At 37.3% G+C, this 26128-nt stretch carries 29 protein-coding genes; 4 read left to right on the forward strand and 25 right to left on the reverse strand.

All coding sequences use genetic code 11. From position 1 onward, the window contains the following. Positions 1-165: 165 nt before the first annotated feature. The 17 genes from IW492_RS01895 to IW492_RS01975 all read right to left on the reverse strand — a co-directional run bounded on the left by IW492_RS01895 (position 166) and on the right by IW492_RS01975 (position 16304). A complete protein-coding gene (locus IW492_RS01895; protein ID WP_202064567.1) occupies positions 166-327 on the reverse strand; it encodes a hypothetical protein in 162 nt (53 codons plus the stop codon). A 135-nt stretch (positions 328-462) separates the two neighbouring features. Further along, a complete protein-coding gene (locus IW492_RS01900; protein ID WP_202064568.1) occupies positions 463-951 on the reverse strand; it encodes a hypothetical protein in 489 nt (162 codons plus the stop codon). A gap of 250 nt (positions 952-1201) precedes the next feature. Then, positions 1202-1702, reverse strand: a complete 501-nt coding sequence (locus tag IW492_RS01905; RefSeq protein ID WP_202064569.1) for an LptM family lipoprotein — start codon at positions 1700-1702, stop codon at positions 1202-1204. A gap of 135 nt (positions 1703-1837) precedes the next feature. Next, positions 1838-2320 (reverse strand): hypothetical protein, encoded by a 483-nt coding sequence (locus IW492_RS01910; protein WP_202064570.1) that lies wholly within the window; start codon positions 2318-2320, stop codon positions 1838-1840. Positions 2321-2466: 146 nt separating this feature from the next. Beyond that, complete coding sequence (locus IW492_RS01915; protein WP_202064571.1) at positions 2467-2886, reverse strand: hypothetical protein; 420 nt, start codon at positions 2884-2886, stop codon at positions 2467-2469. Between the two features lie 146 nt (positions 2887-3032). Next, positions 3033-3530: a hypothetical protein gene (locus IW492_RS01920; RefSeq protein ID WP_202064572.1), complete on the reverse strand. Its 498-nt coding sequence runs from the start codon at positions 3528-3530 to the stop codon at positions 3033-3035. A gap of 243 nt (positions 3531-3773) precedes the next feature. After that, complete coding sequence (locus IW492_RS01925; RefSeq protein ID WP_202064574.1) at positions 3774-4268, reverse strand: LptM family lipoprotein; 495 nt, start codon at positions 4266-4268, stop codon at positions 3774-3776. A gap of 281 nt (positions 4269-4549) precedes the next feature. After that, a complete protein-coding gene (locus tag IW492_RS01930; RefSeq protein ID WP_202064576.1) occupies positions 4550-9664 on the reverse strand; it encodes a hypothetical protein in 5115 nt (1704 codons plus the stop codon). 196 nt (positions 9665-9860) lie between these two features. Further along, positions 9861-10082: a hypothetical protein gene (locus IW492_RS01935; protein WP_202064578.1), complete on the reverse strand. Its 222-nt coding sequence runs from the start codon at positions 10080-10082 to the stop codon at positions 9861-9863. A gap of 83 nt (positions 10083-10165) precedes the next feature. Beyond that, complete coding sequence (locus tag IW492_RS01940) at positions 10166-10723, reverse strand: hypothetical protein (RefSeq protein WP_202064580.1); 558 nt, start codon at positions 10721-10723, stop codon at positions 10166-10168. Between the two features lie 481 nt (positions 10724-11204). Beyond that, positions 11205-12527 carry a hypothetical protein gene (locus IW492_RS01945; RefSeq protein ID WP_202064582.1) on the reverse strand — a complete coding sequence of 441 codons (1323 nt, stop codon included), beginning with the start codon at positions 12525-12527 and terminating at the stop codon, positions 11205-11207. Positions 12528-12543: 16 nt separating this feature from the next. Further along, complete coding sequence (locus IW492_RS01950; protein WP_202064584.1) at positions 12544-12693, reverse strand: hypothetical protein; 150 nt, start codon at positions 12691-12693, stop codon at positions 12544-12546. Positions 12694-13046: 353 nt separating this feature from the next. After that, complete coding sequence (locus IW492_RS01955; RefSeq protein ID WP_202064585.1) at positions 13047-13289, reverse strand: hypothetical protein; 243 nt, start codon at positions 13287-13289, stop codon at positions 13047-13049. Between the two features lie 239 nt (positions 13290-13528). Then, a complete protein-coding gene (locus IW492_RS01960; RefSeq protein ID WP_202064587.1) occupies positions 13529-13834 on the reverse strand; it encodes a hypothetical protein in 306 nt (101 codons plus the stop codon). A 1108-nt stretch (positions 13835-14942) separates the two neighbouring features. After that, the gene (locus IW492_RS01965; protein ID WP_202064589.1) at positions 14943-15359 is read right to left on the reverse strand and encodes a transcriptional regulator; all 417 of its coding nucleotides are present in this window, start codon (positions 15357-15359) and stop codon (positions 14943-14945) included. A 17-nt stretch (positions 15360-15376) separates the two neighbouring features. After that, a complete protein-coding gene (locus tag IW492_RS01970; RefSeq protein WP_229441706.1) occupies positions 15377-15721 on the reverse strand; it encodes a hypothetical protein in 345 nt (114 codons plus the stop codon). Between the two features lie 166 nt (positions 15722-15887). Next, complete coding sequence (locus IW492_RS01975; protein ID WP_202064591.1) at positions 15888-16304, reverse strand: hypothetical protein; 417 nt, start codon at positions 16302-16304, stop codon at positions 15888-15890. Between the two features lie 158 nt (positions 16305-16462). Between IW492_RS01975 and IW492_RS01980 the strand changes: the two genes are divergently transcribed. From IW492_RS01980 to IW492_RS01990, 3 genes are all read left to right on the forward strand, one after another. Further along, entirely contained in the window at positions 16463-16852 is a 390-nt protein-coding gene (locus IW492_RS01980; protein WP_202064593.1) for a helix-turn-helix domain-containing protein, read from the forward strand. A gap of 1024 nt (positions 16853-17876) precedes the next feature. Then, positions 17877-18251: a helix-turn-helix domain-containing protein gene (locus IW492_RS01985; protein WP_202064595.1), complete on the forward strand. Its 375-nt coding sequence runs from the start codon at positions 17877-17879 to the stop codon at positions 18249-18251. 12 nt (positions 18252-18263) lie between these two features. Further along, positions 18264-18938, forward strand: coding sequence for an ImmA/IrrE family metallo-endopeptidase (locus IW492_RS01990; protein ID WP_202064599.1), 675 nt, complete (start codon positions 18264-18266; stop codon positions 18936-18938). 110 nt (positions 18939-19048) lie between these two features. On the opposite strand, the gene upp is transcribed toward IW492_RS01990, so the two are convergent. The 7 genes from upp to IW492_RS02025 all read right to left on the reverse strand — a co-directional run bounded on the left by upp (position 19049) and on the right by IW492_RS02025 (position 24320). Then, the gene (upp, locus tag IW492_RS01995; protein ID WP_202064600.1) at positions 19049-19678 is read right to left on the reverse strand and encodes a uracil phosphoribosyltransferase; all 630 of its coding nucleotides are present in this window, start codon (positions 19676-19678) and stop codon (positions 19049-19051) included. Positions 19679-19898: 220 nt separating this feature from the next. Then, positions 19899-20315, reverse strand: coding sequence for a PTS sugar transporter subunit IIA (locus IW492_RS02000; RefSeq protein WP_229441711.1), 417 nt, complete (start codon positions 20313-20315; stop codon positions 19899-19901). A 95-nt stretch (positions 20316-20410) separates the two neighbouring features. Continuing rightward, positions 20411-21319 carry an N-acetylmuramic acid 6-phosphate etherase gene (gene murQ / locus IW492_RS02005; RefSeq protein WP_202065034.1) on the reverse strand — a complete coding sequence of 303 codons (909 nt, stop codon included), beginning with the start codon at positions 21317-21319 and terminating at the stop codon, positions 20411-20413. Positions 21320-21326: 7 nt separating this feature from the next. Continuing rightward, on the reverse strand, positions 21327-22178 hold the full coding sequence (locus IW492_RS02010; RefSeq protein WP_202064601.1) for a MurR/RpiR family transcriptional regulator: 852 nt from the start codon (positions 22176-22178) through the stop codon (positions 21327-21329). 19 nt (positions 22179-22197) lie between these two features. Continuing rightward, complete coding sequence (locus IW492_RS02015; protein ID WP_202064602.1) at positions 22198-22674, reverse strand: PTS system mannose/fructose/N-acetylgalactosamine-transporter subunit IIB; 477 nt, start codon at positions 22672-22674, stop codon at positions 22198-22200. A gap of 34 nt (positions 22675-22708) precedes the next feature. After that, positions 22709-23527 carry a PTS system mannose/fructose/sorbose family transporter subunit IID gene (locus tag IW492_RS02020; RefSeq protein ID WP_202064603.1) on the reverse strand — a complete coding sequence of 273 codons (819 nt, stop codon included), beginning with the start codon at positions 23525-23527 and terminating at the stop codon, positions 22709-22711. After that, the gene (locus IW492_RS02025) at positions 23520-24320 is read right to left on the reverse strand and encodes a PTS mannose/fructose/sorbose/N-acetylgalactosamine transporter subunit IIC (RefSeq protein WP_202064604.1); all 801 of its coding nucleotides are present in this window, start codon (positions 24318-24320) and stop codon (positions 23520-23522) included. Before IW492_RS02025 ends, IW492_RS02020 begins: the two co-directional genes overlap by 8 nt. Before the next feature lie 155 nt (positions 24321-24475). Here IW492_RS02025 and IW492_RS02030 point away from each other — a divergent pair, with 155 nt between their 5' ends. Next, positions 24476-25264, forward strand: coding sequence for a sulfite exporter TauE/SafE family protein (locus IW492_RS02030; protein ID WP_202064605.1), 789 nt, complete (start codon positions 24476-24478; stop codon positions 25262-25264). 152 nt (positions 25265-25416) lie between these two features. On the opposite strand, the gene IW492_RS02035 is transcribed toward IW492_RS02030, so the two are convergent. Then, positions 25417-25677 (reverse strand): zinc-ribbon domain-containing protein, encoded by a 261-nt coding sequence (locus IW492_RS02035; protein ID WP_202064606.1) that lies wholly within the window; start codon positions 25675-25677, stop codon positions 25417-25419. Positions 25678-26128 lie beyond the last annotated feature (451 nt).

The raw sequence follows: 26128 nt of genomic DNA on the forward strand, positions 1-26128 counted from the left end.
TTATTTTGGGTTATATTAAAAGAACAAGAGATTTTTTTTCTCTTGCCTTTAATTAATGAATTATTTGTTGTTTTCGAAATACCACCAAGCAAATTCAACAAGCTCTTTATCAGAGTATTCTATACTTTCAAGAACTTCAGCAAGAGCAACAATATTACTTTTTAATTATAATTCAATATCTAAAATTTCTAATGGACTATCACTAAATAGAAAAGTCATCTTAAAATATTCACAGTCAATCCCCTTCTCCCTAGTAAAGGTTAGTTCTCTGCGATCATAAATAACCTCTACACTTTCTTCACCTAACGAGTCTTCCAGCTTTTTCATTTCATCTTCTTTTTTTTATTTCTTCTTCAATTGAAGTATCCTCAGTGATCGTTTCTAAAGAAACTGTCGTTGATGAGTCCTCCATTTTATTCTCACTTGAATTAGGTTAGATAACAAATAAAAAGACGGCTACTATTAATTACTTTTATTGTACCATAGAGCAAATTTAATCATATCCGTATCAGAATAATTAATACTTTCTAAAGTCTCTGCCAATAAATCAATATCTGTATTATAGACAGTAGATTCTACCATTCTTCCTTGCTTCACTTCGTAATACAAAGTGTCCTTCTTTTCTCCATCAATACTACCTTTGAGTTGAAGTCTTATCTCTCTGATTTCCGAAACATCTCTAAAATTGAAAACTAGCCAAAAATAATCATAGTCAATCCCTTTTTCCCTAGTAAATTCTATATCTTGATTAGCAGTATTTCTTCTAATTTCAACTCCCATATCTTCTAAATCTTTTTGCATGGCTTCCATCTTTTTTGTTTCGTTAGCAGTTTTATCTTCAGTACTTTGTTTCGTTGATACTGCTGATCCATCTTTATCTTCTGACGAACCACAACCTGTAAAACCTAATACAGTGACCATTGCTAATAAAAATAATCCTATTTTTTTCATTTTGTTCTCCTCCAACCATTATAAAACGTAACTATTTGTAGTTTATCATAGTTTATTTGGTCGGAGGAAACTATTTTTTGATGAAAATGAATAGAAGTAATAGTTATAAGCATATACATTTCAAAAAAACACACAGATAGTCTATATTAGCATTAGCTAGTGCCTGTAAACAATAGATTTAAAAATACAATTTTGGAAAGAATAAAGAACAAGAATCAAAAATAGACTCTTGTTCTCAAAAAAATATTTTCTAATTATTTCCATGATACCATTGGGCAAACTCAATTAATTCTTGATCAGAGTAATCTAAACTTTCTAAAACATCAGCAATAGCATTGATATCTGTATTCCATGCTGCAGATTCTACAATTCTTCCACTTTTAACATCATAGAATAGCATATCTTTGTCCTCTCCATCTATATTGCCCCTCAATTGTAATATAATTTCACGAATCTCACCACCATTACTCCTAAAATCAATATTCAATTTAAAATATTCATAGTCTATTCCTTTTTCTCTGGTCAATTCTAAATTATCATTAACACTATTTATTCTAAAACTTACACCTTTTTCTTCAAGGTCTTCTGCCATGTCTCTCATCTTCTCATCTTCTTTTGCAGAACTATCTTCCGTACTCTCTTTTGTACTTTGTTCAGTTGTTGAAGCTGAAGTTTTTTCTCCATTCGATCCGCAAGCTGAAAGTCCTACCGTTAGTCCTACAGCTAATATTGTTAACATCATTTTCTTCATTTCATTTCCTCCAAATACAATAATCACAACTATTTGTAGTTTATCATAGTTTGTTCTTTGGAAGATATACAATTTAGGGATTTGAACTATACAAAAAAACAAGAGACTCATTATCTCCTGTTCTTCGTAGAATACTTATTTGTTGTTTTCATAGTACCATTGGGCAAATTCTAAGAGTTCTTTATCTGAATAATCCATGCTTTCGAGGACTTCTGCAATTTTTGTGATATCCGTATTATATAAATTTGATTCAACTATTCTACCTTTACTAACTTCATAATATAAAAGATCTTTCTTCTCCCCATCTATATTACCTTTCAATTCAAGTGTAATTTCAAAAAGACCCTTCGAACCAAATTTAAATGTCATTTGAAAATACTCATAGTCTATTCCTCTTTCTCTAGTTAACCTCAAATAGCCATCATAGTAAGTGATATTTACTCCCTTTTCTTCCAAATCTTTCTGCATGGCTTCCATCTTTTTTGTTTTGTTAGCAGCTTTATCTTCAGTACTTTGTTTCGTTGATACTGCTGCTCCATCTTTATCTTCTGACGAACCACAACCTGCGAAACTTAACACAGTGACCATTGCCAATATAAATAATCCTATTTTTTTCATTTTGTTCTCCTCCAACCATTATAAAACGTAACTATTTGTAGTTTATCACAATTTAAAGATTTGAGGAATTGAATTTTCAACAAGTATTTTTTATTCTTCTATTTGTACTTCACTTAATAATTTTCTTTACTGATGTGTCTATCTTTTTATCTCAAATAACGACTTGCTCGCTTCATCATATAATCAGGATTCCCTCCCACAACATTTTGCGTTACCCGATTCGCATTGTTTGTTGTGTGATTGACATTATTCACAATACTTGAAACAGCAGGCGTTAGCATTCCTGATGTATTAAATCTGCCTGTCAGCGCATTGAATGCACCACGGACATCAAGACTATTCACACGCTTCATAAAATCAAGCCCAAAGGTATTTACCGCTGCTTTCCGTTGAACAAACTCTCCTGGTGTTAACATCGCTGGTATAGTATCAGTTCCTCTTTTCTTGAAAATACTCGCCAACCCGCCGGAAGCCAAATAGCTTGGAACAAGTCCACCAGTTGCAAAACCAACACTGTTTATAATATCAGACCCACTTCCATTAGTAGCACTTACCCTAACATACAAACTTTTTATCGCCAACTTGAACACAGCAACCAAGGCATTTCCAAGGGAGGCATCTACAGCTTTAAAGTTTGATATAGAGAATATATATTTTTTTAGTTAAACTAAAAGAACAAGAGTTGAATTCTCTCCTGTTCTTCATAGAATACCTATTTGTTGTTTTCGTAGTACCATTTGGCGAATTCTAATAGTTCTTTATCTGAATAGTCTATGCTTTCAAGAACCTCAGCTACATTTGATATATCCGAATCGGAAATTACAGAAGATTCCACTATTCTACCACTACTAATATCATAATATTGAGTATCTTTTTCTTTTCCATCAATATTCCCTTTTTGTACAAGTTCCACTTCGTATACTTCATCGGTGTCATTGTTAAATACAAATCTCATCTCAAAGTAGTCATAATCTAAACTTTTTTCTCTATTAAAGTAAAGATATCCATATGAACTGCTTAAACTAAATTCAACTCCCTTATCTTCTAAATCTTTTTGCATGGCTTCCATCTTTTTTGTTTCGTTAACAGCTTTATCTTCAGTACTTTGTTTCGTTGATACTGCTGCTCCATCTTTATCTTCTGACGAACCACAACCTGTAAAACCTAATACAGTGACCATTGCCAATAAAAATAATCCTATTTTTTTCATTTTGTTCTCCTCAAACCATTATAAAACGTAACTATTTGTAGTTTATCATAGTTTATTTGGTCGGAGGAAACTATTTTTGATGAAAATGAATAGAAGTAATAGTTATAAGCTTACACCTTTCAAAAAAACACACAGAAAGTCTATATTAGCTGCTACCTGTAAACAATAGATTTAAAAATACAATTTTGGGAAGAATAAAGAACAAGAATCAAAAATAGACTCTTGTTCTCAAAAAAATACTTTCTAATTATTTCCATGATACCATTGGGCAAACTCTAACATTTCTTGATCTGAGTAATCCAAACTTTCCAATACTTCTGCTAATGCATTGATATCTGTATTATCCAAGGAATGCTCAACAATTCGTCCTTTACTAACACTATAATACAATGGCTCCTTATCCTGCCCATCAATATTTCCTTTTAACTCAAGCCCTACTTTAAAAATTTCTTGACCATCAAACTCAAATCGCATTAGAAAATAATCATAGTCTATACTTTTCTCTCTCTTAAAAGTTAGAAAATTCCCGTATTCATTGTATTCAATACTCACACCTTTTTCTTCAAGGTCTTCTGCCATATCTCTCATCTTCTCATCTTCTTTTGCAGAACTATCTTCCGTACTCTCTTTTGTACTTTGTTCAGTTGTTGAAGCTGAAGTTTTTTCTCCATTCGATCCGCAAGCTGAAAGTCCTATCGTTAGTCCTACAGCTAATATTGTTAACATCATTTTCTTCATTTCATTTCCTCCAAATACAATAATCACAACTATTTGTAGTTTATCATAATTTATTCTTTAGAGGAACTTATTTCTGATTTGAATTCCCCTATTTTTTATTAAGAAACCTATCCTATTAATCGTTATAGGGGCTACTTTTAAAACAAATGAAACTACTGGAAAAACGCTGAAATTTCTTGGATTCTCTATACTAGCTCTGAAAATTTTAGGTACACTCAAAACTTCTGATTTTGTCTATCATTTTTTACCAAAATATTTAGAACTATTTTTTCATCCCTTTACTATCTCAAATATCGACTAGCTCGTTTCATCATATAAGCTGGATTTCCACCTACAACATTTTGTGTTACCCGATTTGCATTATTTGTGGTGTGATTGATATTGTTCACGACATTAGAAACTGCTGGAATCAGCATAGACTGAGTGCTAAACCTCCCTGTTAATGTAGCAAAAACCCCACGTACATCAAGATTATTTATACGATTCATAAAATCAAGACCAAATGTTTGTACAGCTGCTTTCCGTTGAACAAACTCTCCTGATGTTAACATCGCTGGTATGGTATCAGTTCCCTTTTTCTTGAAGATACTAGCTAATCCGCCAGTAGCAAGATATTTGGGAACTATTCCTCCAGTCTGGAAACTACCTATATCTAGAATCCTGGATTCATTATTATTAGAACTCCCAGCTTTAATATATAATCCCTCAACAGCTGATGAAAATCCTGTAACTATAGCATTCCCCAACTCAGCCCCTATATTTCTAAAACTTGTTATTGTACTGGAATTCTTTGTACTAAACCCATCGACTATATTATTTATTTCAGTCGGTATGCTCTTTATAGCATTGATAAGTCCTTCCGTTAGATTAGTTGTATAATTCAACCCTATTGTTTCAAAAGTGCTTTCATGTCCTTCAAGAGTTGTAATAAGTGTAGCAAAATCTTTAGTAATTGTTCCAGCAGGATTTAAAGTAGTATATGGAGTAAGTAAGTGATTGGCAAATTTCGTACCAAATGACTCAAACCTTGGTAATAATTTTTCCAGAGTATCCATCATTGTTGTAAAAGTTGCTGTACCGCTTGTTATTTCTCCTGCTTCACTAACCACTGATTCATTCGTTAAAAACTCTCTGATTTGAGTTAAAGCTAAACCAAGTGCTGATAACTTTGTAGCTAGTACGTCTTCTTCTATTACTTTAATGTCATTAATGTTTTGAGTCAGTCCATTGATTTTTTCAATTTTTAATTTAGCGTTCTCAATCTGTTTACCAAAAAAATCACTACCTACTCCTGACGTCTGATTAGCATTTGTTCCAATAGAAGTATTCCCTGGCGACTGTAAGCTATTTAGATATGGAAGTTGGAATCCTTCTTCAGTATCTGTTGTTCCAGTACCTGCTATGCTGACACCCACTCCATCCAACTGGAAGGAGCTTACCATCTGTACAGCTGTTTGTAGTTTAGTTAATGTTCCACCTAATTGAGTCGCAATATCTTCTGGAAATTTAAATGTTAATGCTGTCTCAAGCTGTTCAGCCATTGCATTCAATTGTGTTAGCTTACCAACAGCATCTGTTATCGCAGAGGTTAATATATCCCAAGACTCAAATGAAACTGCACTGCCATCTTCATTGGTTGGAGAAAAATCTGTTGTCAACACATCATAAATTGAGTTTTTCATCAATTCCATTCGACCTTTAAATAGTCCGAATGTATTTTCATCAAAAGTATAATCTAAAGCTATTTTAAGCTGTTCTGCCATAGCATTCAGCTGGATCAATTTATCAATTGCCTGTTGAATATCCCTCTCCATTGCCCATGTCCAATCAGGCATTTCTTTTCGAGCACCATTTTCATCTCTTGGAGTAAAATCCGTACTCGTAATCTCTTCTATAGCATCCTTGATACTTTGAACAGTAACTTTGAATCTACCTACAGCACCTACATCAAATTTAAAATTCATAATCGTTTCCAAATGTTCCACAAGTTGACTTAGTAAATTAGATTTACTCACCGTATCTGTCAAAATTTGATTATCCATTTTCATGGTAACATCAAAACTATCAAAACTCTTGATCACATCTTGGATAACTTGAAGTTTCGACAAAACCATTCCATAATTCAAGGTTGTCTTTTCAATTTTTGCAAGCTGATCAGCAATTTTTACTAAATTAGTCACATAGTTGGCAGCCTCTTTCGCAATATCAGCATCAATATCTCCGCCATCAAAGAAATTAGCAATATCAGCCCACAAACCCTTAGTTTTAGTGAAATGTTGGAAAGTATCTTGAAGCATTTTGATTTTCTCTTCAACAGCTTGCGGATCTTTTATATTGAACTTATCCAGCTCTTTGATCGATTTAGCTACAGATGCCAAATTACCAATCGCTCTGGCTGCATCCTCACCAATATTCGTATCTACTTTACCACCGTTGATACTCTGGCTGAATTCTTTAATAAAGCCAACACCTTTTTGCAAATACTTAAATACGCCTTGTATTTCATTAATTTTCGCTTCTACATTTTCTGGTATAGTGATTCCATCAAGCTTCTCTAATTCCAGTCCAACTTCTACCAGCTTCTTGATTCCTTCAGCTGCTACTGCGGTGTTTAAAGCTCCGACTGCATTTTCTAATAAGTCCAGAACTCCGCCAAGATCGGCTGCTGTGAAATAGCCTACAGCTTCGGCAATGCCTTCAATCTTTTCTTTTACTCCAGTCATCTCTTCTGGTACATTTTGATCCATCTCTTTAATTGCCTCTGACATGTGAATTAATTCTTCAGCTACCAGATAAACTGTTGCCAGCCCTGCTCCAGCAATTAATGCACCTATTCCAGAAGCCACTAATGCTCCAACGACTCCGACTAAAACACTCATACCGCCAATCGCAATCCCAATATTTGCCAGCTTAGATGCCACTTTATCGATATTCCCCGGTACTTTTTTGTCAATCTGTTTCATTGCTTCTGCTGATTCCATTAGCAGCCCAATTACTTCGTCAACGACAAATAAACCAGCAACTGCTGCTGCAGGATTACTCTCAGAAAACTTACCGACAATTAGCACCAGAGCACTCATGCCTCCAATGGCTATACCCATACTTGCCAGCTTAGATGTCATGGCACCTAAATCTGATGGTACTTTTTTATTAATCTGCCCCAGTGCATTCGCAGCATCCAATAGTAAAACATTAACCTCACTAATCATTGCCAGACCGGCTTTTGTTTCTTTAGAAAATTTCTTATTCACAGCTCCGGCAATAACTACTAGGGCTCCCATACCAACAATAGCAATCCCCATGCTCGCAAGGCGGGAGCTCATCGCTCCTAAATCTGACGGGATTTTCTGGGCGATTTGACCCATTGTTTCAGCAGTTTCCTGTAAAACAATGTTGATATCTAGGATTTTACTAAGTCCTTCTTTGGCTTCTTCCGGGAACTCTGTCGCTAATTTTCCAGCTATACCTACTAATGCGCCCATCCCTAAAATCGCAATTCCCATACTTGCCAATCTGGAACTCATTTCACCTAGATCAGATGGAATTTTCTGGGCTATTTGTTCCATTGTTTCAGCAGTTTCCTGTAAAACAATGTTGATATCTAGGATTTTACTAAATCCTTCTTTGGCTTCTTCCGGGAACTCTGTCGCTAATTTTCCAGCTAGGCCCACTAATACGCCCATCCCTAAAATCGCAATTCCCATACTTGCCAATCTGGAGCTCATTTCACCTAGATTAGATGGAATCTTCTGTGCTATTTGTTCCATTGTTTCAGCAGTTTCCTGTAAAACAATGTTGATATCTAGGATTTTACTAAGTCCTTCTTTGGCTTCTTCTGGGAACTCTGTCGCTAATTTTCCAGCTATACCTACTAATGCGCCCATTCCTAAAATTGCAATTCCCATACTTGCCAATCTGGAACTCATTTCACCTAGATCAGATGGAATTTTCTGTGCTATTTGTCCCATTGTTTCAGCAGTTTCCTGTAAAACAATGTTGATATCTAAAATCTTACTAAATCCTTCTTTAGCTTCTTTCGGGAATTCAATTGCTGCTTTTCCAGCAATTCCTACTAACAACCCCATACCACCAATCGCAATGCCCATACTTGCCATTTTTGATGCCATATCACCAAAGTTTGATGGTACCTTAGTTGCCACTTCACCAAGAGCTTCTGCAGATTCGATCATCACTTTACTGATTTCATTTATTGTTTTAAAGCCTGCTTTCGCTTCTTTCGGAAACTTCGTTGCAGCTGCTCCTGCAATTCCTGCTAGAAGTCCCATGCTGCCGATAGCAATGCCCATACTCGCCATTTTAGCTGCAACATCACCGAAATCTGATGGTAGTCTCCCTGAGATTTCTTCTATTACCTCAGCAGATTCAACCAAGGCTTTACCGATTTCTCGGATCATTTTAAATCCAGTTTTTGCTTCCTTAGGAAACTCAGTTGCAGCTGCTCCAGCAATTCCTGCTAGAAGTCCCATGCTACCGATAGCAATACCCATACTCACCATTTTAGCTGCGACATCACCGAAATCTGATGGTAGTTTCCCTGAGATTTCTTCTATTACCTCAGCAGATTCAACTAAAACTTTACCGATTTCTCGGATCATTTTAAATCCAGTTTTTGCTTCTTTTGGAAACTCGGTCGCTGCTGCTCCTGCCGCTGCAACCAACACACTCATAGCTGCAATAGCCAAATTCATTCCATCCAGTTTCGAACCAAAATCACCAAAGTCTGACGGTAATTTCCCGGATATTTCGTCCATTACCTCAGCAGATTCAATTAAAAGCTTGCCTATTTCACGAATCATTTTAAATCCAGTTTTTGCTTCTTTAGGAAACTCAGTCGCTGCCGCACCTGCTGCTCCAACCAACACGCCCATTCCTACGATAGCTGCCCCCATGGCTGTCAACTTAGGGATAATTGAATCTATATCTGCCGGTAGCTTATCGCTGGCAGTTTGTAGAGCTGCAGCACCTTCTTCAATAACTGCAGTAATATTTTTAATCAGCTTAAGCCCCTGATCCTGCAATTCACTACCAATATTCTCCATATTTAAATCAACATCACTTAAACGAATCGAGATATCTGTCTGAATTTGAATACTACTTAGTTGTTGGATATTCTTGTGCAGTTTCCCCAGTGCATTTGCAGCTTCATTGATGTCTCCAGTATCGACTTCAATGATCGCTTTTTTTATGGATAGTCCACTTAGCTTTGTATTCAACTTGTCTAGTTTCTTTTCTGCAGCATCCAATTTCTTTGTATCTAATCGAATATTTATTTTTTCTTTTTCCAGCTTTTTGATTTGAGAATTGATTTTGGCGAGTTCTTTTTCCACTTCTTTTGCGTTACTTCTTATATCTATTGATATTTTTTCAATTGCCACTCTGCCGCCTCCTTTCTTTCTTTGTAATCAATGTGCAGCTATTTTCCTGCACTCCGCTGTTTCAGATAATAAAAAAAGCATGAGTGAAAACTCATACTTTTATCTATACTTATTTAGATAGAGGAAATACATATTTAATTGATTTGTCTCACAAAAAAATAGAAAAAGCAGCTTTTGCCTAATATTTCAGCAAAAACTACTCCTTCAAATCCTCATTCGTATAGAACAGCACCGCATATTCTTTCGGCTTTTTCACTTTGTTCTTCGTGCTGTTGCTCAGTGATTTCCACTCGAGAAAGTTTTTATAGCTTTCCTCATTGGCATACTGACCATAGGCAACCAGTAATTCTGCAACGCCCCAATAATCCAAGATAGCATTCGGGCGCTGCTTTAATACTTTGGCTACATAATGAGCCATGTAGGTATAAAGATTCAGACTGGCGAAAAACGTTTCGCTTTCCTGTGCTACCGATGTGTCATTTTCACAGGCTTTTCGATAGATTAACCGAAAAAAACATCAGCTTCATTAAAGACTTCCGGATGACTGTCCATGATCTTATTCAGGTTTTCGATGACAGAAAATGGCAGCATATACTCGCCTAACTGATCATCGATCCCCAGGAATGTGGCAACCAGGTTATAGATTGCCAGGTGAACATCATCGCCTGCATTCACAAAGATAGAAAGAAGCTCTTCCTTGTCAAAAGCTTCCACCTCTCCGTTTTCTCTCAGCTTGTTGAAAAACGGAATGATTTTCATAATCGCATCAACAATTTTCAAGTCTGAACGAGGAGTAATCGTTACACCCTCAAAGTCAACGTTAAATACGTAGAAAGAACCGACTTCTTTGGCCCCCTCCGGAGCTTCCTCAAAAAATGTTTTGGGTACTCTGAAGCGTACGCTGTAATTCGCCTGTTTGATTTCCGTCTTGTTGGCATCGCCAATCACTGAAACTTCCTGATCTTTGACAATTGCAAAAGGAGTGTCATCCTCATTTGTCTTTTTCAATTTATCGCTGATTGCTAAAAAGTCAGCGGCTTTCATGCCTTTTTCTTCCATTTCTGTTCCTCCTAATTTGTGATCAGCTAGTCCGGAACAGTAAGAGCTCCGGACCCGACAGTCACTTTATTTCTGAATGAATCATTTTTGAAGCTGTTTTAATAAAATCAGCTCCTATTGAATAATACCGTTGAATAGTGTACATTTTAGATTTCGTTACACCTATTAACGCAGCTTTTCTTCAGCTAGATTGAAGAGGTTGTGACAGCCTTGCTTGTCTCAAGTTGACAGTCCTATTGTGGAAAAATCATGTATCTACGAGTCTCACTACAACTACACTACACTACACTTCGTTTCGATCTCATCAATTTCTAAATGGCAAAGCCACTAAGAATTGAAGGACTTCGTTTCGATCTCATCACTTTCTAAATGGCAGAGCCATTTAGAATTGAAGGCCCTTGTTTGATTCTCGATACAAACGCGTCTACTTGAAAAACCGGCTAGAATATACTACCGTCACTTCTCCTCTTCTTTTTAAATCTTATTCTGCTACACGATACATTTCAAAGAAGTTGCCGTTTTTATCACGCTGCACAGAAATCGTGAAGCTGAATGTTGTTTCTTCTTTGTTGACAGTTCCAGGGAATGATGTGATCAGTACGTTATTGTACACGTAGTTTTGTTTCACACCATCTGTCTGTTCCTGAGTGAAGGACATGCGTACTCTGCGGGAATCCAGAGAATCTTCGTTGCCGACAAAATGCTCCACATCCACTTTCTTCGGATAGCTGACAACCAATTCTTTTCCAATCAGAGAAGAATGGAATAGAATTTTTCCTGCTTCCAAAACGATAAATTGTTTTTCGTTAATATCCACAACAACCGGTGTATTTACACGGCTCAGCAATGCGTCTGTAATGTTGCAGCTGTCTGCCATTGCCGCTGTAGTGAAGGCACATTCTTCCATATTCATATCAGGAAGCTGAATTGATCCGTAGCTTACGCCGTCGATCACTGTTTCAGCCACTGTTTTTTCTGTTGTCTGGATTAACCAGCCGGTTGTTTGGCTGCCTTTAGACATTAATGGATTTAATTTCCAGTAGTTCGCTGACACGCTCTTACCAGTCAAGGTGCGCTCGATCGCAATACTTGTCGCATCGTAGCCGCCGCCGAAACAGCTTGCTTCCACAGGATCAACTGTTAAATCACCCGTAAATTCGTCCAGACAGCCGATTTTAACGACATCGTTGACTTCAAAATCTTCGATACTGTTGTACACATAAATTGACGAGAAGCCAATAGTGCTCAGAACCGTTTCTTCTGGAGTTGCTTCGATATGAACAATAATACCGCTCTCAGTTGCAGACCAGCCTGTTCCTTTTTGTTCTTCAGGAAGCTTAGATAAATCAACAACGACTGGATAGAAGCCTTCAGCAGCCGCAATGATTGTTTTTTGGTAAACATCTGCATTTGTTTGCCCCTTGTCTGCTATATCGGAAACAGTCAGTGCCAGTTCATAGGTTCCGGCAGCAGGTACATGCACATAATGAGTGATGACCCCCGCAACAAATTCTGTTGCATCTGCAGCAACCGCAAATGATGCACCGGAAACAGCACCTACTCCGTTTGTAACAGTCAGCGTTCCAGAGTTTTTGCATCCTTCCGCCAGACAGTTGAACATATCTTCCGGAACATTGTACGTATTGAACGTTGCACTTGTCCCAGTATAGTCAATATAGTTTTTCGTATTTACTTTCACGCAGCTGTCGATATCTGCTAATACAGCAAAGTCAACCTCTACCAGTTTGTCTAATGTTTTCATGCCGATTTTCGAAATCAGCGTATCATTTGTACATCTTGTCATTTGTTATTTCCTCCTCTTATTGATTGTTTTGAACGACACGTGTTGCATCTCGTTCATATCTTCCACCATTTTTTTGATTCAATGTTTGAAGCTTGCCCTGAATAAATGCCTGAGCATTTACTGCACTTTTTTTAGCTGCTTCTTTTGTCTTTTTCTCTTTTGCCATTTTTTTTCCTCCTTTTATTTTGACTGCCTTGACAGCTCTGTGTTGTGAACGAACCAACCGTTTGAATAGTGTTCGAACAACATATATGATATGAACTTCTCCGTCATCACTGATTCAGTCTGATGATCTCACCTGTTTTTGCCCTGATCGCAGACGGAAGATGTCCATTATGATAAAAAGATGATTCCCTGTTCATTGATAAATGGCGCAGTTTTCCACTGCCTCTTTCTCATCTGAAGCAGAATAATCCTCTTTTTTTCTGATTTTAAGCTGCTGAGGAACTCAATCTTTTGACATCAACTAGTGTGAATGCCTGTTTTCATCACTCAGCAAATAATACTGTTAAAAAAATGTTATACTTCTTTGAACAGGACAACAGAGGTTCCATTCAGTGTGTACGTTTGTTCGAGTAAAAATTTCCCGATGACCTCATTCACTTCATACGTCTCTCCTGCATAAAATGTCTTTGTCTGTCCACCAGGCAAAACCATTCGTGTTTCTCGCTGAAAGGTATGCTTTGATACTTGTCTGCCGCCACAAGAAGAGCAGCCTCTTTTCCTTATCTGATTTTTTATACCCAGAAATTGGATGTTCATCTCATCTATCCCCACCTTTATCTATACTTTATTTATTGGAAAATGATTTTAGAGTATGCAATCATTAGGAGGTGTCTGAAAACTCAAGCGGCAAATAGTTTGATGATTTTTATCGAACTCCTCGTCATAAATACTCACTTATGACCCACATAAGCTGTGTTTTCTTCCTTGATTTCAACAAAAATCACTGAAAAATTCGAATCCCACTAACTTTTCAGGCACGCCCTAGTCAATCTGCTTTATTCTTCAACGATTTCCACAACCTTATAAGAAATCTGCTTCACTTTTCCTCCACAGGATTTACAGCTTGATTCTTTATAAGAAATGCCCAAAGCATCCAGTTCATTGACAAGCGTTTTCGAATACTTCCTTTTAATTTCTGCATTTTTCAATGACTGGATAAATAATGGATCCTCCTCCAGTTCATAGCTCTGAGCTGGAAACAGAGTAACATGCTCATACTTCACTGCACCATTATGGTTGCGGGCAACATTTAATGTGGTTCGTGTATGAACTGAATCAATCAGCTTATACTGTTTACTCATACGTTCTGTCCCTACCTTCGGAAAATTATTTGTACCTTGCAGTATGCTTTTGCTTTTTACAAAACCTCCTGCTGTTCTCTTACTGTTTTTAGTTTAAATGAAAACCAGTAGTCAAAATTCCGGACTTTTTCCGCAAATAATTTTTTCTTAATCAGGTGATTTCTCCTATTTTTAGCCTATTCAGAATCAAGCTAAACAGCCGGACAGAAGAACCTTCTTCGACAATAAGCAGAAATTATTAAGAATCACTAGGGGGTATCTGAAAACTCAAGCGGCAAATAGTTTGATGATTTTTATCGAACTCCTCATCATAAATACTCGCTTATGAACCACATAAGCTGCGTTTTCTTCCTTGATTTCAACAAAAATCACTGAAAAATTTGAATACCACTAACTTTTCAGACACGCCCTAGTTTATTGAAAAATAGCTGATGCATGTTCCCTACCTGGTGTTTGAATCTGAATACTTCTGTCTCTGCGGTTAGCTATCTCCTATTTAAGATTGAAGTCTACACATTCATTGGAGCTGCGCATATAGCATGTCTTGTATGACCAAAAGACATGCGCCGAGCATTCGTAGAAGCATGTTTTTACATACCCCTCAGACATGCGACGATCATCCGAAAAAGCGTTGGAGCATGTTCTTACATACCCTAAGACATGCGACCAGCATTCGTAGAAGCAAGCTTTTAATACAGGAATGAATGAGTGCTAATGCATCAGATTGGCGGTTCGCATACCACCTCACTAGTTTATTTATCTTAGTGAGACTGGCAATCACACTAGCTGTTCCTGAAACAGTGGAATTGGCAATTAACTGTTAACCCGAGACAAACAAAGATTGTCCCACCCACTGCTGATAATACTAGTTTAGGCTAAAAACAGGGCTCAAAATTCCGCATTTTTTCCGCAACATTTTTCTTATTTTGTTATAACCTGCAAATTCATATCAATGAGTCTGCTCATGTAATCAGATCTTAAAGAGCTAAATACAGCTGCAATTAAAACACTATGATTTTTCTTCATACACTTTATAACGCAGATCGATGCTTTCCTGATACTATCAGTTTAGTGCAGAAACACCCGTCAAAATTCCGTGTTTTTTCCGTCAATAGATTTCCAATTCATCTGCAATCGTCTGGAAAAAAAGATTTCTCAGTTCGTAGGCCTTTGTTTTACTGACAAAGATTTTTTGCTGCTGGATGAGCCCAGCCAATGTATAGTGTGAATACTTCTTCATATACAGCTCCTGAATAATCACTCTAGTATTTTCATCTGCTTCTTCAAGCGCTTCTGCAATTACACGTTTGTTTCGTTCAAGCGCATATAAACGTTTATCCTGTTCGATCGTAATCATCAAGTTATCTTGAACATGGTACCCCGCTCTTGTCCCCTTGATTCCTGCATTCAAGTCGCTTTCTCTATGAGGATAACGAAGTTCTTCTTCCCGTTGTTTTATGTACTCATCTGTTTTGTAGTAATCCCCCAAAATATCCTTAATATAATTAAATGTTGACTTTCTCACAGCCTTCTCCTCCTCACTTAAATAATTGTTTCTCCCAGCTCCTGAACCCGACGAACAATCGCTTCATCTTCCATCCAGCTGTCATCCACTATAAGCTGATAAATCCGTGCCATCTTTTTAGCTGTTTCCGGATTTTTAATAATTACTTCCTCCGGTTCAAAATTATTGACGGTCATTAGATAAAACAGATTAATCCCCAACAGTTCCTGTATATGAAGAAGCTTGGTCAGTGTAGGATTCATTTTCCCGGCAGCAGCTAGTCCTGCATTGGCACCCATTAATTTTTTCCAGGAAATGCCTCTCGTTTGTCTGTATTCATCAATTGCTTTCCAAAAATCTTCTATCGTCTTAATTTGTTCCATTTCTCTTCCCTCATCTCAATAATTATTGGTTTTATATAATCGTTCATAGTTTATAAAAGTACGACTGGTCAAATTAATTTCAAAGAAACTCGTATTGCTGCTGAGTGTCCGATGCCCTCCTGTTCAAATGGTCATCCAGTCTTTCCGCTGTAGAAATTTACTACTTTCATTTTTCTGGATTATCCGCTGGTATATCCTGCTTTTCTATTCTTTCAATAAATTGCCGGATTCTGATTAATGGCTCATAAATGTGATACCAGTAATCTGCTGCAGCCTTTCCTTGTAGTAGTCCTTCTTCTCTTTCTATTGCTCTACTCGTTTTAGAAATGATTTGCTTATCAACATTTATCAAGTTTTCTTGATTTTCGATATAAAAAAAATAATCTGCTATCTCACTGTTTTCAATTTTTAGTACGTCACAAATTGTGGCAATCTCAGATTGTCTGAAAAATGTACCCTCGTTTATCCGTCTGTACCAGCACTCTCCATTCATCTGAATACGCTGAAGAAATTCATCAGATGAGTCAAAACTCTGAGCGACTTTCTTTTCCAGTCTTCCATAATCAAATTTTAACTGCTGCAAGTCATTCCCCCCATTTCACTCTAAATATAAATCAAGTTTTATTGACAAACAGAAGTTTAACATCAAAAAAAATCTTGTCAAGAAAAACTGAATTATATTGAAAATCTCTTGCTTTAAAGTCCAGTTTTCTTTATAATCCACTATAGGAGGTAGTAAAAATGAAAAAAGTTTCATTTGCTCAACGCTTGCGACAGGCACTCGAAATGCGAAATATGAAACAAATCACGCTTTCTAAAAAAAGCGGCGTATCTCGTGCTCTGATCAGTGCCTATTTAAAAGGTGATTATGAAGCAAAACAAGACAAGATCTTTTTGCTTGCAAAAGCATTGGATGTTAACGAAACCTGGCTGATGGGCTATGAAGATATCTCGGCAGAGCGGTCTGATGAAATAAAATCTGAGGACCTGTTGATGGAGGCTGCGAGTGATTTCCTACTTGGCAATTCCAATAAGCATAATGACTTGATGAAAAAAATAGCATTGCTTGATGATAAAGACTTAATCGTTGTTGAGAATCTGGTTGATTCTCTGCTAAAAATAAAAGATTGAGAAACTATTTTATTAGAGAGTTTGGGACGGAAATAAAGTTCCAAACTCTCTTCATATCTAAACCCGAATAAATGGCGGTACAAAAGCAAAAATTCTTTTTGCGACGAGTAACCGCAGGAGCAGCTCCTTCGGAATTAAGCCGAACGATCCTGAAAATATAAGGAGCTCCAGATCCTTCACCGAGTAGATAACAGGACTTCATCTACTCTGCTAAAGCAATCCTAGTGAAGCCTGTCAACTCTCGTATGTTTCATACGCAGAAGTTGATGGGATCGAAGCGCAGCGGAGTGTATCCATTCTCAGCTATTCATTCTATGAATAGTGTTCCTTGACAATTTTCGGATATTCCTTCTTAATTCTCGGAGCTTAGAGCTTTTGTACCAACTTCATTTTGTGTACTTAAGGTTTCATTTTTTAGTTACTTCAGCTGATCTGATAATTTCTATAAATACAACTTACTTTTCAGGGCAAAAAAGCAGTTTGTTTTCCATTATCTTCTAATGTATTCTGAGTGACTCAATCTTTCTTTTCTGACTTAATTTTTACCAGCAGCAGCATCTTATACACCCTTTCCAGCAGAGCTGCATTGGAAATTTCCTGAATCAGAATGCAAATCTCTTTCTTGTAATCCACCATGCAAACGTCCCTTTCTTTTCCCTTTTTTTGGGTCTGGTTAAAAGACAGGACGAATCCTACAAATGATACCTCCTCTCTTAAGAACAATACATTCAACTTCCTACTTGCGTAATTTACAATTACGTTTTATAATAGATTCAAGAGGAATAGAGTAATTATCAGTTACAAAAACTATTCTATCATGTAATTAATAATTACGCAACTGCTTTTAATTATTTCTTAAAAGTAAATGTTATTCACCAATAATTGAGGAAAACAGTACCTTAAAAAAGAGAAGAAGCTTTTAATCTGTTGCGTTTGCTTCCTGTTCTATCAGGCACTCCAGATGCAGAGATTACACGGAAGCCTGTGAAAGACTTCTTCAAAATTGAATAGAGGAGAAAAAATTATGGGTTCTTTAGCTTCGAGAATTAAAGAATTACGAACCGCCAATAAAATGTCTCAACAAGAACTTGCAGACATTCTCGGTATGAAAAGAGAAAACATTTCAAATTATGAACGAGGCACCATCACAAATGTCCCCAGTGAAGTTCTTGACAAGCTGGCGGACCACTTCCAAGTGTCCATTGACTATTTACTGGGTCGAACAGACTCGCTTGACAAGTCAGCTGTTGATGAAGAATACGCAGATTTGCTGATGATGTTCAGAAAGGGTGAGAAGGTCGTCGGTGAGGCAAAGAAGGAACAGTACAAAAAACAGGTTAAGAGCTTAATGAGCTATATCGCCCAATCGATGAATGAAGATGAAAACGAAAACGATTAGGAGTTTTGTATGATGGACGAGGCTGTAAATATTCGCTATATTTTAACAAATTTATTGATTAACCAGTACATATTAAAACATAATCTGGAGCCTGCCAGCTATACCTTTGATATGTTTGTATCTGATTATTTAAAAAGAGAACGAATTGCTGTCGACACTAATATTCCTGCGATTGAAGAGGAGTTTTTTCTTGGAGTAACTGTTAAGAAAAAGAATAAGATAAAAATATTTATCAATCCGCGTATCTCTAAAAACCGGTTTAATTTCAGTATTTGTCACGAAGTAAGCCATTGTCATTATGATGTATCGAAAACAGAAATCTCTCAAACTTTCTTTAACATGGATGAGAATCCAACTTATTATAATGAGAATGAATTATTCATTGAAGAGCTGGCTAATTTGGCAGCCGGCATCATCATGCTGCCGGACATCACCTTACTGAAAAAGCTGCATACAAAAAAATCCTTTCATACAATTGCAGAAGAAGCAAAAATGAGCCGTGCCGCCTTCTGGAAAAGAATGGTAAACTTTGGTCAGATCAAATGTGACATGAATGAAGGGTTGGCACACGATTCTGCCACACGATTTCAGACAACGGGAAACAGGGATGTCTACCATAAATTTATGTCCACCTGGGGTTCTAATATTGAAAATCAGATTATCATGGATTTCGAAAACAGTTTGTAGTCACTGAAAAAAGCAGCTTGACTGTTTTTTTCAGCACTTACATTAAAACAGACCACACACGTTCAGCTCAATGCTGGCAGTGTGTGGTCTATTTTAGTATTCTATTTTATTTATTTTGTACCAAACAAACGGTCCCCGGCATCGCCCAGTCCAGGCACGATGTAGCCTTGATCATTTAATTTTTCATCCAGCGCTGCGGTATAGATATCAATGTCCGGATGTGCTTCCTGCAATGCTTTAACACCTTCCGGAGCTGCAACCAGACAGACAAACTTGATGTTGCTGCCGCCGCGTTCTTTCAGTGAGTCAATAGCCATAATAGCAGAACCGCCTGTTGCCAGCATCGGATCTACAACAAAGAGCTGACGTGCATCAATATCTTCAGGCATTTTCACAAAATATTCTACAGGTTCCAGAGTATCATGATCCCGGTACATCCCTACATGTCCAACTTTTGCTGCAGGAATCAATTCCAAGATACCGTCCACCATTCCAATTCCAGCTCTTAAAATAGGCACGATCGCCACTTTTTTACCAGACAGAGTCTTTTGAGTCGTTTTACACATTGGTGTTTCAATAACAACATCTTCCAATGGCATATCTCTGGAAACCTCATACGCCATTAACATGGCAATTTCGTTGACAACTTCGCGAAAGACTTTTGTTCCGCAGTCTTTGTCCCGGATGATTGTTAATTTGTGTTGAATCAGAGGATGATCAATTACTTGAAATTTTCCCATTTTCTATCTCCTAACTATTCATTTTCTTTTACTATTGTAAAACAAAAAGAGGCGCCGGTCAAAACAAATTCTCCATTCTGCCCTATGCTTTGAAATGCGATTTACAACAGTTGAATAGCTTTTGAATCAGGTCGGTAAAATCTACAAAAAAATTTTTACAACTATTTTTTATTCCTTCTATTTATTCAAAATTTTACTCTTCCTTCAGACCTTCTTCAGTTTATTCTTCATACTCATCCTCATCAAGAGTAGGTAGTTCAATCATTGTTACAGCTTCTTTTCCAACAGACAAAAGAGATGAGACCAACAGATCCAACTCTTCTACAGGGGAAAGAACTGCCTCTATAACCATCGCCAAGTTTAGTCCCGAGATAACCCGCATGTTTTCTTTCATTCCCATTGCCATCATGGCAACATTACATGGCGTTCCTCCTTTTAAATCAGCTATCACCAGAACAGGAGCATCTCCTGCTTCATTTAAAAGAACTGTGAGCTTCTCCTGAGTTCCTGCCATTCCATCTTGCTCCTGCATGGATACAGCAGCTATATCAGCAAGCTCTCCAACAATCATTTTTGCTGACTGATAGGTCTCATAGGCCATCTTTCCATGGCTCATTAGTATTAGTTTAGGTTTCACTGTCCGTGCCTCTCTATTTACATATTTCCGGGATATAAAAATCTCAGATGATTGATTCGTTCGAATATTGTTAAACAATTATCTTTCCGCTCTGATCAGGATTTTTTTTGCAGCTCATTAATTGCTTGAGCAATCCGGTCATTGTTTTCTTTCAGCGACTGTTCACTTTCAGACAAACTCCTACCGGTTTCGATCATAACGATTGCAGCTGCTACATGATTCTCAGCTTTTCTTAAATATTGTTCTGCCGTTTCAGCGTCACTACCTGTTGCTTCTCTAATAATTGAGATGGAACGCTGAATTAATTTCAAATTGGTTGGTTGTACATTCACCATCAAATTTTGATAAACTTTACCGGCTTTAATCATTACGCCTGTAGACAGCATATTCAAGATCATTTTCTGTGCAGTACCAGCCTTCATCCTTGTTGACCCTGTAATTATTTCCGGTCCAACAACAGCCGCAATACCTATTTGAGCAAGCTGATTCATCACACCGTCTTTATTACAGGTAACTGAGACTGTCAATGCACCTAGTTGATTTCCATATTCAACAGCAGATATCGCATAAGGGGTTCTGCCGCTGGCTGCTATGGCTATGACTACATCCTGATCCGTTAACTGATGACTCTTCAAATCGTTAACTGCCAACTCTTTTGAGTCTTCTGCTCCTTCAACAGCTTCGTACATAGCTTCCTTTCCTCCGGCAAGAATACCAAAAGCCTGTTTAGGAGAAACACTGTAAGTAGGTGTCAGTTCAATTGCATCCAAGGTACCTAATCTTCCTGATGTGCCGGCACCGCAGTATATCAATCTGCCGCCTTTTTTAAACCGCTCGGCTATTAAATCAATTGCCTTCGCAATCTCCGGCAAAGCTTTTTCAACTGCTTCCGCTACTTTTTTATCTTCATTATTAATAATTTTGACCATCTCAGCAGTTGTCAAACGATCAATATGCTGACTATTTATATTTCTGGTTTCTGTTGTCAATTGATTTATTTCCATCATTCCATTACCCTTCCTTCAAGCTACTTACCAATGTATTGGTTCCAATCATTCGTTCTGCAAGATCTTCATCAATATGATCCTGGATAAATCCAAGGTATAAAATATCACCTACAGCCATAGAGGAAGAAATTGAGGAAATAGCTCCTACTCGAACTAGGTGTTCATTAGCCGGTACCAGCAGAAGAATGTCACTTAATTTCTGAATTCGTTCTCCATCATTTCTTGTAATAAAAATAATGGGTGTCTGATTCGTCTTTGCAATTTCACATGCCAATAATACTTCTTTACTTAAACCACTGTATGACACAGCAATCAACACATCTTTTTCAGTCGAATAATTTAAAAATTCCAGATTCATATGCGGATCAAAATTAAACATCGCCTTTTTCCCTGCACGATTAAATTTATGATAAAGATCATACGTAGTCAGTGAAGAAGCACCAATCCCAACCAGATAAATTTCACGAGCCTTCCTTATCTTTTTAACTGCCTTTTCCACTTCATTTTTATCAAGAGAATACATCAGCTCATCAAGAGTGGTGCTCACCAGCGCAGTAACTTTCTCACACAGTTGCTCTACTGAATCCTCTTTAGAAATAATCGGATCTACATTTTTCTTATTATTTTCTCCGCCCTGGGAAGCAGCAATAGACATCTTTAATTCATCTAATCCCTCGTATTCAATGGATCGTGCAAAGCGTGTAACCGAAGCTGGGGATGTCTGACTATGCATCGCAATTTCACTGGCTGTCATTTTTAATAACTCTGAAGGATTTTTCAAAATAAGATCTGCAATTCTTCTATTTACTTTCGAAAAATTCTTGTATTTTTGTTTAATTAGTGTGACTGCATCCATATTCAGACACCCTCTCCTTCTATTTAATAAAATTTAAGATTGACTCATCTGATTCTGAAGGAATCATTTGTGCCGCTATTTTTATTTTATCTTCAACTAAACGCTGAATAATTTTTACATCTTCATCTGTCAAAGCAACTGATTTTTTTATCGGTCTGCTGTTTGGTTTTTGAGAAATGTTACCTACATTAAATGATGTCAATTGGACACCATGATCGATCAAATATGCCATATCAGGTATATCTTTTGTTATCAGAAAAACTTTTTCTTCATTATAATTACCAGCCGTTATTTTCTCTACAGCCTTTCTTTTTGACAGAATAGACAACTTTACTCCTGCCGGCTTTGCCATTTTTAAAGCTCCAATTTGCATTTGATCTTTAACAGCAGAATCACTAACCACCATAATCCTTTGTGCGCCCAGACTATTTGTCCAGACAGTTGCAACCTGACCGTGAATCAGTCGTTCATCTACTCGTGCATGAATAATCGGCATAATAAAACTTCCTTTCCCTTTGATCCTTTATTTTTTAGATAAGTCCGCCAATCCAGTTAAACATTCCCTGAAGATTTCCTAATACCATTCCCAAGAGAATCAGCACAAAAATCAACCGAGTAGAATTCATTTTCTTTTTCCCCAACAGCCAATAGGACAACCCCACAATAGACAAGGGTACTAATGCAGGCAATATTTTATCCAGCATTTCCTGAACGGACAGAGTAACTTCGCCCATTTTATAGGTTATATCCAGTTTATAATTGATAACTGCAGGAATCAACCCGCCGACAACAGTTAATCCTAAAATAGCCGCTGCATCAGTAAACATTTTCATCTTATCTGCAAATTCCGTTGCCAGTCGTTTCCCCTGATTATACCCCAGATAGGTAAACTTATAACGAACCCCTATCACCGCTGTTCCTGCAATTAAAGGGATTAGAAGTCCAAAAGCCTGCCCTCCCTGTGCTAAATAAGCAGCGATAGAAAATACGATAGCCCGATAGATAGCAATAAAAATAGTATCCCCCACACCGGCAAACGGACCCATCAAGCCTGTTTTAAGTCCAGTAATTGCCATATCATCTTCAATACCGATTTCTTCTTCCAAAGCCATATTTGCCCCTATAATTAAATTGGACATAGCAGGTGTCGTGTTAAAAAAACCGAGATGTGTCTTCAACGCCTTTTTCATTTTTTCCTGATCATTTTTATAAAAGCGCTTCAGAGCCGGCATAATAACATAACAATAGCCCAACCCCTGCATTTTTTCATAGTTCCATCCCCATTGAAATCCAAACAGATTACGGACAAAGACTTTATTGATATCTTTTTTTGTTAATTTCTCAGTCATCAATTTCTACCTCCTCATCATATTCATAGATCACGGAACCAGATGTTGCGATTGAACGATTATTTTGATTCATAACATAAAGTGCCGCTAAAGCCAAACCAACCAATGCTACTCCAAGAACAGAAAACAGTTCAGCGAAGTATGCCATTAGGACAAAACCGATAATGAAATACGGCCAATATTTTTTTATTGGAAGATAGCGCATCAGGATAGCGATACCCATTGCCGGTAAAATCGCTCCAGCTGCTTTTAACCCATTCATTACCCATACTGGGATTAATTCGTTGATCACATTAACAACTTGCTCTCCAAAAGCCAGACCAATAAATACTGGAATCACTCGAGAAATCGTCCATGGGAAAATACCCAGTATATTACAGCGCTCTACGCCCTTATAATTACCTTCTTCTGCGTATTTATCCGCTTTATGCTGGAAGAATGTATTTGTCATTCGCCCCAAAATATCAAGCTGTGTCAACAGAAGTCCAATAGGAACTGCAACGCCGATTCCATACTCCGCACCTTTTCCTGAAAGGATCGCATACGCTGTACCCATGATAGCCCCTGAAAGAAAATCCGGGACTGTAGCGCCTCCGTAAGTAGCAACTCCTAAAGTCATCAACTGCAACGTCGCACCGATTTCCAGACCAGTCTTTAAATCCCCCATCATCAATCCTGTAACAGCAGCAGCAAACAATGGGGTATATGGGCCGATTTGAATTGAGATTTGATCTAATACCCCTACAGCAGTGTATAAACATAAAATCAGAATAATACCAAATGATATTTCCATTCTCTTTTCCTCCTTGTATACGTTTTCTATTTGGTGATATAACTATACCATCTATGAAATAATATTTCAAGTTATAAGAAAAAATACTTTTAACGAAATTTTGTTTCCTAAAATATATTTCATGTTATAATAGAAAAAAAGAAAGGAATACTATTATGAGAGTCCTTATCATCTACTTTATTACGATCTTTCTATCAAACACAGTTGGTGCTGCTTCTGGAATGGGCGGCGGTGTGATTATTAAACCGGTTCTGGATTTCATTGGACTTCATTCTTTAAGTGCCATAGCCTTTTATTCCAGCACAGCAGTATTCACCATGTCTGTTTCTTCAACTTATAAACAGCTGAAAAACGGAGTTCAAATTAATTTGAGAGATGCATTAAGTATTTCAGCCGGTTCACTGATTGGAGGAGTTCTGGGAGATTATGTATTGAGCTTTCTATTAAAATTTTTTCAAGCAGATAGGCAAGTACAAATTATTCAAAATATCTTTATGATTGTGACTTTGGTTTTGGTTCTGCTTTATAATCAGCGAGGGAAAAGGCAGTTTAAATTATCTGGAATATTCCCATTCTTTATTGTGGGAATCACCTTAGGCATGCTTTCCACATTTCTGGGAATCGGAGGCGGACCGATTAATGTAGCTGCACTTATTTTATTCTTTGGTATGGAAATCAAACTGGCAACTGTGTATTCCATTATTACTATCTTTTTCTCCCAAATTGCCAAACTGTCAGCAATCGGATTAACCACTGGCTTTCATGTTTATGATCTGACTATTCTCTGGGTAGTCATTCCGGCTGCGTTACTAGGCGGGTATGCCGGCGGTCTATTAAGTGAAAAATTAACAGACCAACAAGTTAAAAAGCTGTACAGCCTAATTATTTTACTGGTGCTGGTTATCAATGGATATAATTTGTATACGGCGGCCGGTCTCAAATAAATGGCAAGAGACTGTGATAAACACTCATCAGATAAGTACACTGAGTACTGTCTCGGAGCTGAAAAACTACAAAAAGAGAATCTCCGTCATCAAACAGATTTGTTGATGACGGAGATTCTCTCCAGTTTTCCTGCTGAGCAATTCCTGAAAATTTATTCAGAAGCTGTTTCTGTATCCGCAACTAGATAGCGTTCAAGCATATCCTTCGTCAGCTCTTTGCCATGATGACAAATCGGACAAAGCATATAATATGTTGAAGATGTCGTAAATAATGGAATCCAGAAAAGTGTAAATTTTCTGCCAACCTGTTTTGCCTGCATTACCACATCGTTATTACAATTTCCACAGGTACAACGAACAACTGTCTCACCTAAATCCTTTTCAAATCCTCTTGAACCCCATACAATGAACATAGCTTTTCCTCTTTTCGTTTTTCTCCTTTTTAGATTATCAAAATTTCTCCAGATAATCTTTCTCTATTATACCTGTTAGCAGTACAAAAAAGAAACTTAATTTTGCGTACAGAAATGAATATTCCTGAACAACCTCCCGAATTTAAAACCATATGGAGCAATGGACCTCTCCAAAAGCACTAAATCCCGGAGAAGAATCAACTGTCGATTCAACGAAATCCGGTTTCTTGTCTATTGGTGAAATTGAAAAGAGTTTGGGACAGAATCAAAGTTCCAAACTCTCTTCATATCTAAACCCGAATAAACGGCGGTACAAAAGCAACTCCTTCGGAATTAAGCCGAACTATCTTGAAAATATGAAGACCTATTTTCGGATATTCCTTCTTAATTCTCGGAGCTGATCGCTTTTGTCCCGACCTCTATCAAAACCTATCTGAAAACTATTGAAGAA

Origin of the sequence: Enterococcus sp. BWB1-3 (assembly GCF_016745275.1) — a bacterium.
In the GTDB taxonomy this organism is placed as follows: Bacteria; Bacillota; Bacilli; order Lactobacillales; family Enterococcaceae; genus Enterococcus_L.

Bases quoted from the DNA above. Each gene is read 5' to 3' on its own strand.
- IW492_RS01895 (WP_202064567.1), bottom strand. From the start codon at position 327: ATGAAAAAGCTGGAAGACTCGTTAGGTGAAGAAAGTGTAGAGGTTATT.
- IW492_RS01900 (WP_202064568.1), bottom strand. From the start codon at position 951: ATGAAAAAAATAGGATTATTTTTATTAGCAATGGTCACTGTATTAGGT.
- IW492_RS01905 (WP_202064569.1), bottom strand. From the start codon at position 1,702: ATGAAGAAAATGATGTTAACAATATTAGCTGTAGGACTAACGGTAGGA.
- IW492_RS01910 (WP_202064570.1), bottom strand. From the start codon at position 2,320: ATGAAAAAAATAGGATTATTTATATTGGCAATGGTCACTGTGTTAAGT.
- IW492_RS01920 (WP_202064572.1), bottom strand. From the start codon at position 3,530: ATGAAAAAAATAGGATTATTTTTATTGGCAATGGTCACTGTATTAGGT.
- IW492_RS01925 (WP_202064574.1), bottom strand. From the start codon at position 4,268: ATGAAGAAAATGATGTTAACAATATTAGCTGTAGGACTAACGATAGGA.
- IW492_RS01935 (WP_202064578.1), bottom strand. From the start codon at position 10,082: ATGGCTCATTATGTAGCCAAAGTATTAAAGCAGCGCCCGAATGCTATC.
- IW492_RS01940 (WP_202064580.1), bottom strand. From the start codon at position 10,723: ATGGAAGAAAAAGGCATGAAAGCCGCTGACTTTTTAGCAATCAGCGAT.
- IW492_RS01945 (WP_202064582.1), bottom strand. From the start codon at position 12,527: ATGACAAGATGTACAAATGATACGCTGATTTCGAAAATCGGCATGAAA.
- IW492_RS01950 (WP_202064584.1), bottom strand. From the start codon at position 12,693: ATGGCAAAAGAGAAAAAGACAAAAGAAGCAGCTAAAAAAAGTGCAGTA.
- IW492_RS01955 (WP_202064585.1), bottom strand. From the start codon at position 13,289: ATGAACATCCAATTTCTGGGTATAAAAAATCAGATAAGGAAAAGAGGC.
- IW492_RS01960 (WP_202064587.1), bottom strand. From the start codon at position 13,834: ATGAGTAAACAGTATAAGCTGATTGATTCAGTTCATACACGAACCACA.
- IW492_RS01970 (WP_229441706.1), bottom strand. From the start codon at position 15,721: ATGGAACAAATTAAGACGATAGAAGATTTTTGGAAAGCAATTGATGAA.
- IW492_RS01980 (WP_202064593.1), top strand. From the start codon at position 16,463: ATGAAAAAAGTTTCATTTGCTCAACGCTTGCGACAGGCACTCGAAATG.
- IW492_RS01985 (WP_202064595.1), top strand. From the start codon at position 17,877: ATGGGTTCTTTAGCTTCGAGAATTAAAGAATTACGAACCGCCAATAAA.
- IW492_RS01990 (WP_202064599.1), top strand. From the start codon at position 18,264: ATGGACGAGGCTGTAAATATTCGCTATATTTTAACAAATTTATTGATT.
- upp (WP_202064600.1), bottom strand. From the start codon at position 19,678: ATGGGAAAATTTCAAGTAATTGATCATCCTCTGATTCAACACAAATTA.
- murQ (WP_202065034.1), bottom strand. From the start codon at position 21,319: ATGGAAATAAATCAATTGACAACAGAAACCAGAAATATAAATAGTCAG.
- IW492_RS02010 (WP_202064601.1), bottom strand. From the start codon at position 22,178: ATGGATGCAGTCACACTAATTAAACAAAAATACAAGAATTTTTCGAAA.
- IW492_RS02015 (WP_202064602.1), bottom strand. From the start codon at position 22,674: ATGCCGATTATTCATGCACGAGTAGATGAACGACTGATTCACGGTCAG.
- IW492_RS02020 (WP_202064603.1), bottom strand. From the start codon at position 23,527: ATGACTGAGAAATTAACAAAAAAAGATATCAATAAAGTCTTTGTCCGT.
- IW492_RS02025 (WP_202064604.1), bottom strand. From the start codon at position 24,320: ATGGAAATATCATTTGGTATTATTCTGATTTTATGTTTATACACTGCT.
- IW492_RS02030 (WP_202064605.1), top strand. From the start codon at position 24,476: ATGAGAGTCCTTATCATCTACTTTATTACGATCTTTCTATCAAACACA.
- IW492_RS02035 (WP_202064606.1), bottom strand. From the start codon at position 25,677: ATGTTCATTGTATGGGGTTCAAGAGGATTTGAAAAGGATTTAGGTGAG.